Source organism: Anaerotignum faecicola, assembly GCA_024460105.1.
Taxonomy (GTDB): domain Bacteria; phylum Bacillota; class Clostridia; order Lachnospirales; family Anaerotignaceae; genus JANFXS01.
Genome location: JANFXS010000094.1, coordinates 1 through 569, shown reverse-complemented (window position 1 = coordinate 569; position 569 = coordinate 1). Strand labels below are relative to the sequence as shown.

The 569-nt window shown below is 49.7% G+C and carries 1 protein-coding gene; it reads right to left on the bottom strand.

All coding sequences use genetic code 11. The annotated features are described in order from the left end of the window. On the bottom strand, nt 1–569 hold a 569-nt coding region (locus NE664_12925; GenBank protein ID MCQ4727537.1), incomplete at both ends, for an amino acid permease.

Sequence of the window (569 nt, the reverse complement as noted above, 5' to 3'; positions counted from 1 at the left end):
GCCCTAAGGTTGCGATAACCAGCATAATGACATACAGGATCATATTGATGTCTCTTAAGCAGGCCAGAGCCGGAACGGAATTCTTTACAAAATCGGACCACGGAATAATGGTTCCGAAGGAATAGATACAGATCATGTAGAAACCGCCGGCAGCCAATAACGCCATACTGATCACCTTGCCGAATTTATTCCAGTCAAGGCCCTCCGCCGCTTCCTCTGCCTGCTGCGGAATCGTATCAAATCCAGCATAGAAGAACGGTGTCATAACAAGAACGGATACGATTCCGGCAAACATATTGGTCGCACTTGTCGAAGATCCCGCTCCTTCCACCTGTCCGAACGCAGGTAATATGTTGTGCGGGCCGCCCTTTACAAAGGAAATGGCCATAGCCAGAAGCATGCCTCCCAGCAGCGCCTTCGTCAAAAACGCCTGCAGCTTGGCAGCGGAACTTGCACCTTTAAAATTCAGGAAAATCACGTAGCATGCAAAGCCCAGCGCGATGATGGTCGGGAACAGATAGACATCAGCACCCATAATGGTATAGAGCTTTACAGACCGAAGAAACGGC